Here is a 5,356-nt window from a genome sequence, read left to right as displayed (position 1 = left end):
GGGGCGACCCGGCCGAACAATCGACCGAGCCGATAAAGGCACTGGCTTTTAACACGCTGTTGAGTTCTCAAGAAACGGACACCCACCGCGCCGAATCCCGCTCTCGCGGACCCCGGCTCCGGGGCAACCCTGCTAACTTACCAGACTCATCCCCGCTGTCAAGTAGATCCGTGAAGATCTTTTCGACGAGTCGGAGGTGTGCCCGTCCCCTACGCGACGACACATCCCCAGGCCGAAGAGACCTGGAAAGATCGTTTCGTAGGAGGCGCCCTGCGGGCCGGCCACCTCGCGGCGTCCTGCATCCCGTATCAGGCTGTCCAGCCATCCTACAACAGTCCGAGCGGTACTCGAACCATTTTCGGCGGCTTGGCTCCCCAGGGCCGGCCGCCTTCCGGCGTCCGCTTCCCCTTGGGGCGAGAGAGACATTAAGACGCCCCGCCGGGACCGTCAAATCGCGGCGGCCGCGACCCGCGGATCTTTGTCACGCGAGCACAGCATCGAGCGCGCTGACCTCGTCATTCCCGTACTACGTGCTTCCGGTCACAGTGGGGTACCGTGCCCTGACCACCCACCTGCGGCAGGCCGTCGCGCGGGACGGGCGGCGGCTCCCGGCGCGACCCTTGACCGAGGCCAGGAGGAGATCTCGTGAACGTGTCCTTCACCGCCCGCACCTCGGCGGAGCGTCTGGTGGTCGCCGCGACGATGGGACCGACGGTCCACGACGTGCACGCCTGGCGGTTCAAGGTCGTCTCCGGCCTGATCGAGGTGCACGCGGATCCCGACAGGTTCCGGCCGAGGCACGATCCCGCGGGGCGGAGCCTGCACCTCAGCAGCGGCGCCGCGCTGGTGAACCTGCGTCTCGCCGCCGCCCAACTCGGTCACGAGGCCGTGGTCCGGCTGCTCCCGGACCCGGGACGTCCATCCGTCCTCGCGTCCGTGCGTCTGGTCGGCCGCCACCGCGTGTCCCGGGAAGAACGGCTTCTCTACGCGGCCACGCTCCGGCCGTTCCGCTCCGACCGTCCCGCCGCAGGAATCTGCCCGCCTCCCCCGGTCTTCGACGAGTTGGGCGGGGAGGCTCGGCTCGAAGGAGCGACGCTTCGCCGACTTCCCGCGGCCTGCGATTCGGCCGGGCAGCGGGCGGTGCTGACCACCCGCGGGGACTCCCCCGCCGAGTGGCTGCGCGCGGGCCAGGCTCTGCAGCGGCTCCTGCTGAGCGCCGCGTCCCGCTCGCTCTCCACGTCGTTCCGCTACGAGGCGGTCGACGTGCCGGGCGTCGAGGAGGTGACGGAGCCGGGCGAGACCCCGCAGGTGCTGCTGGAGATCGCTCAGCCCGCCGACGCTCCTACTCGAGCCGCCGGTAGGTGGACAGGACGAACGAGAGCGGCACGGGCAGCGGGTCGGGCAGCCGCTCCAGCCGCTCCCTGAGCCGCTCCTCCGGGACGTGGTGCGCGCTCGGTCCCATCCCGACGAGCGTGATCACCTCGCCGTGCGTCAGCACGGCCTCGGTCTCGAGCTCCTGGCGCGAGTCCAGCTTGAAGTAGCCCGCGAGCGCGGCGTCCATGCGCTCGGTCTTGTGCTTGTCGATCGAGAGGAGGCCGAGGGCTTCCACGACCGTGCCGAGATGCCGGGGTGAGGGCGTCACCGTGAACAGCAGCCCGTCGTCGCGGAGCACGCGGTGGAACTCGGCGGCGTTGCGCGGAGCGAAGACGTTCACGACGGTGTCGGCGGCGCCGTCGCGGATCGGGAACGGGCGCCAGAGGTCCGCGACGACGGCCCCGCAGCGCGGATGCGCTTTGGCGGCGCGGCGGGCCGCGTGCTTGGAGATGTCCAGCGCGAGGCCGACGGCCTCGGGCGCCCGGTCGAGGACGCGGCCCAGGTAGTGCCCGGTTCCCGCGCCCGCGTCCAGGACGAAAGCCGGGTCGGCGCGCGAGACGTTCCAGGCGAGCCGGTCCGCGAGGGCCGTGAAGTGGCCCGCCGTCAGGAACTCGTCCCTCGCACGGACCATCTCGGGCGTGTCGGCCGTTCCCGGGCGGGCGTTGCCCGGCAGCAGGTTCGCGTATCCCTGCCGCGCGATGTCGAAGGCGTGCCCGGCCGGACAGCGCAGTCCGCGGTCGACCAGTTCGAGGCCGGCTCCGCACACGGGGCACACCAGGTATCGGACGACATCGGCGAGCATCCGTCCATCATCGACCATGCGCCCCGGCCGGCGGGCGGCGCCGTCCGCTTCTTTGCCCTCGCGCCGCCCGGGCGCCCGCTGGGCGCCTCGTGCCCGCAACCTGGCGGGCGCGGGTCAGGCCTTCGCCCGCTTGCGGACGTCCTCCATGTCCAGGCCGCGGACCTGCTCGATCACGTTCTCCAGCACCGACTCGGGCAGCGCGCCCGGCTCCGCAAAGACGATCATGCCGTCGCGGATCGCCATCAGCGTGGGGATGGACCTGATCCCGAACCGCTCCGACAGCTCGGGCTCGGCGTCGGTGTCCACCTTGCCGAAGACGATGTCCTCGTGCTTGCCCGCCGACCGCTCGAACACGGGAGCGAACCTCTTGCACGGCCCGCACCACTCGGCCCAGAAGTCGACGAGCACGATGCCGTCGGCCTGAGCCACCTCGTCGAAGTTCTCAGCGGTCAGTGTGACCGTCGCCATGTCGGTTTCTCCTCAGTCGGGGTATCACGACGTAGAGCGGCTTACAGCCTCGCAGTATTCCCCACCCGGGAATCACAGAGCGGTAATTAGCGTTCTCCTCCTAGGGAGATCGCACCGGAGAAGGGTCAGGATGGCTGGAACCCGTACCAAGGGCGACAGGGTCGAAGTCCCCGACAAGGATCTAGTCGGGGCGTACCTCGACCGGATCGGCCGTACTCCCCTGCTCGACGCGCAGGAGGAGGTCGATCTGGCCAAGGCGATCGAAGGGGGCCTGTACGCCGAACAGCTGCTCGAAGAGGGAAGGGTGCCCGAGGGCGCGTCCCGCGAGGAGCTGGAGGAGCTGGCCGCGGCGGGGCTGCGCGCGAAGCAGCGCTTCGTCGAGGCCAACCTGCGGCTGGTGGTCTCGATCGCCCGGAAGTACCCGACCGACTCGTTGCCCCTCATAGACCTCATCCAGGAGGGGAACCTGGGGCTGATGCGCGCGGTGGAGAAGTTCGACTACCGCCGCGGCTTCAAGTTCTCCACGTACGCGACCTGGTGGATCCGGCAGGCGATCGGCCGCGGGCTCAGCCACACCGCCCGCACGATCCGGCTGCCCGTCCACGTGGAGGAGGAGCTGTCGCGGCTGCGGCGCGCGGAGCGCCAGCTCGGCCGCGAGCTCGGCAGGGAGCCGACCCGCGAGGAGCTCGCGGGCAGCCTCGGCGCCGAGGCCGAGCACGTCGACGAACTGCTGCGCTGGCGGCGCGACCCGGCGAGCCTGGACGCGACCGTCGACGACGCCGGCGAGACGCCGATGGGCGACCTGCTGGAGGACCCGGACGCCGTCACCCCGGAGACCGAGATCCTCGCGCTGGACGACATCGAGGGCCTCGGCCGGCTGCTCGACCGGCTTCCCGAGCGCGAGTCCGCGATCCTGCGGGCCCGGTTCGGGATGGACAACGGCCAGCCGCTGTCGTACGCGCAGATCGGCGCCCGGTACGGCCTGAGCCACAACCGGGTCCGCCAGATCACCGACCGTTCGCTGCGGCGGCTGCGCCAGCTGGCGACCGAGACGGACCTCAGCGGCCGCCGGACGCTGGCCGGCGGTCCCGGCAACGCTCCCGAACCGGCCGCCGCCGGAACCCGGGCGGCCTGACGACGTCCGCCCTCCCGCCGCATGACCTTGACCGGGCGGCCCCGAACGGGGCCGCCCGGTCGCGTTCGCCGGGGGCCGTACGGGGCTTCCCGTCCGCGGAGCGCGGGCGGTGCCATAGCCTTTCGGGGTGAGCACTTCCGCCGTCATCGGGGACCTCGACGCGTGGCGCGCCCTCCCCGCCCTCCAGCAGCCCGATTGGGACGACCCGGCCGAGGTACGCGCGGTGGCCGCCGAGCTGGCGGCGCAGCCGCCGCTCGTCTTCGCCGGCGAATGCGACCAGTTGAAGGCTCAACTCGCCGACGTCGCCCGCGGTGAGGCGTTCGTCCTGCAGGGCGGCGACTGCGCCGAGACGTTCGAGGGGTCGAACGCCGACGCGGTGAAGAACAAGCTGAAGACTCTGCTCCAGATGGCGGTCGTCCTCACCTACGCGGCGAGCGTCCCCGTCGTGAAGATCGGCCGGATGGCGGGCCAGTACGCCAAGCCGCGCTCCAAGCCCGTGGAGGTGCGCGGCGGCCTGGAGCTCCCCGCCTACCGGGGCGACGCGGTGAACGGGTTCGGCTTCGACGCCGCCTCGCGGCGCAACGACCCGAACCGCCTGCTCAAGGCGTACCACTGCTCGGCGGTGACGCTGAACCTGTGCCGGGCGTTCACCAAGGGCGGCTACGCCGACCTGCGCCAAGTGCACGCCTGGAACCAGGACTTCGTCGCGCAGAGCCCGGCGGGCCGCCGCTACGAGCAGCTGGCGGGCGAGATCGACCGGGCGCTGACGTTCATGAAGGCGTGCGGAGTCAACCCCGACGAGTTCCACGGGGTGGAGTTCTACTCCAGCCACGAGGCGCTGCTCCTGGAGTACGAGCGCGCGCTGACCCGCATCGACCACCTGAGCGGCCTGCCCTACGACGTGTCCGCGCACTTCCTGTGGATCGGCGAGCGGACCCGGCAGCTGGACGGCGCGCACGTGGAGTTCCTGCGCCACATCCGCAACCCGATCGGGGTGAAGCTCGGCCCGACGACCTCGGCCGACGACGCGCTGGCCCTGATCAAGCGGCTGAACCCCGACGGCGAGCCGGGCCGGCTCACCTTCATCACCCGGATGGGGGCGGGCCGCATCCGCGAGGCGCTGCCGCCGCTGATCGAGAAGGTGAACCAGAGCGGGGCCCCGGTCGCGTGGATCTGCGACCCCATGCACGGCAACACGTTCGAGGCGCCGAGCGGGCACAAGACCCGGCGGCTGGACGACGTCCTCGACGAGGTCGCCGGGTTCTTCGAGGTCCACCGGGCGCTCGGCACGCACCCGGGCGGCATCCACATCGAGTTCACCGGCGACGACGTGACCGAGTGCGTCGGCGGCGGGCAGGGGCTCGCCGAGACCGACCTGCACCAGCGCTACGAGACGGCCTGCGACCCGCGGCTCAACCGAGGCCAGTCGCTGGACCTGGCCTTCATGGTCGCGGAGCTGTACCGCAAGTCCGTCTGACCGGGCCCACCCGCCCGGATTGAGAGGCGCGTAGTTCGAGCTCGTCCAGCTCCCCGGCCCGCAGCAGCGCCTGCGCGGCGCCCGCGCCGTGGACCATCAC

5 protein-coding genes are annotated in these 5,356 nt (G+C 71.4%); 3 read left to right on the top strand and 2 right to left on the bottom strand.

The window, feature by feature from the left end:
• The first annotated feature begins 645 nt into the window (after positions 1-645).
• On the top strand, positions 646-1,425 hold the full coding sequence (locus ABWI07_RS43710) for a hypothetical protein (protein ID WP_353822159.1): 780 nt from the start codon (positions 646-648) through the stop codon (positions 1,423-1,425).
• On the opposite strand, the gene ABWI07_RS43705 is transcribed toward ABWI07_RS43710, so the two are convergent.
• A complete protein-coding gene (locus ABWI07_RS43705; protein WP_353822158.1) occupies positions 1,343-2,176 on the bottom strand; it encodes a putative RNA methyltransferase in 834 nt (277 codons plus the stop codon). The two genes, ABWI07_RS43710 and ABWI07_RS43705, sit on opposite strands and share 83 nt — an antisense overlap.
• Positions 2,177-2,290: 114 nt before the next feature.
• Positions 2,291-2,644: a thioredoxin gene (gene trxA, locus ABWI07_RS43700; protein ID WP_353822157.1), complete on the bottom strand. Its 354-nt coding sequence runs from the start codon at positions 2,642-2,644 to the stop codon at positions 2,291-2,293.
• A gap of 130 nt (positions 2,645-2,774) precedes the next feature.
• Between trxA and ABWI07_RS43695 the strand changes: the two genes are divergently transcribed.
• Together ABWI07_RS43695 and ABWI07_RS43690 are read left to right on the top strand one after the other, a co-directional pair.
• Positions 2,775-3,779 (top strand): sigma-70 family RNA polymerase sigma factor, encoded by a 1,005-nt coding sequence (locus tag ABWI07_RS43695; protein ID WP_353822156.1) that lies wholly within the window; start codon positions 2,775-2,777, stop codon positions 3,777-3,779.
• A gap of 127 nt (positions 3,780-3,906) precedes the next feature.
• A complete protein-coding gene (locus ABWI07_RS43690) occupies positions 3,907-5,256 on the top strand; it encodes a class II 3-deoxy-7-phosphoheptulonate synthase (protein ID WP_149264526.1) in 1,350 nt (449 codons plus the stop codon).
• The last annotated feature ends 100 nt before the right edge of the window (positions 5,257-5,356 follow it).

This window comes from Actinomadura sp. NPDC000600 (genome assembly GCF_040492135.1).
Taxonomy (GTDB): domain Bacteria; phylum Actinomycetota; class Actinomycetes; order Streptosporangiales; family Streptosporangiaceae; genus Spirillospora.
Note: the sequence above shows the minus strand (reverse complement) of the source record. Positions and strands in the feature narration are given on the sequence as shown.